1 protein-coding gene is annotated in these 403 nt (G+C 38.7%); it reads right to left on the minus strand.

Annotated features, from left to right (window positions below; genetic code table 11):
• On the minus strand, positions 1–403 hold a 403-nt coding region (locus tag VG566_RS20430; protein ID WP_423172733.1), incomplete at both ends, for a hypothetical protein.

Raw genomic sequence — 403 nt, forward strand, 5'->3', positions numbered from 1 at the left:
CTCATCGCTTTTCCACCAAATAAATAAGGTAAGGTTGTAATACTAAATGGTTGTCCATAATTATACGGCACAATCGGATCTGCAGAGCCGTGATTTAATAACAACTCAATTCCATTTGGAACCATCCAGCTTGTATCTAATAAGGCTCCGGAAATACTAATCGTCGCTTTTGGTCTGATGTGGTCAAACTTATGACGCAAAATAGAATCTGCGTTTGTGCCATTGGCTTCAATAATCCATTGTTGATATTGTAGTGGCAATTGCTGCAAACTATCTAAATACGTAATAAACATAGCTGAAACCGCGCCAGCCGAAACACCACCAATAAATGCTTTTGAAGTATCAATGCGATAAGGATTTCCATTGGAAAAAGTGTTTACCAAGTGGTCAACCGCTTCTTTAG

Origin of the sequence: Stenotrophomonas sp. CASM114, from assembly GCF_049384325.1 — a bacterium.
Classification (GTDB): domain Bacteria; phylum Pseudomonadota; class Gammaproteobacteria; order Xanthomonadales; family Xanthomonadaceae; genus Stenotrophomonas; species Stenotrophomonas muris.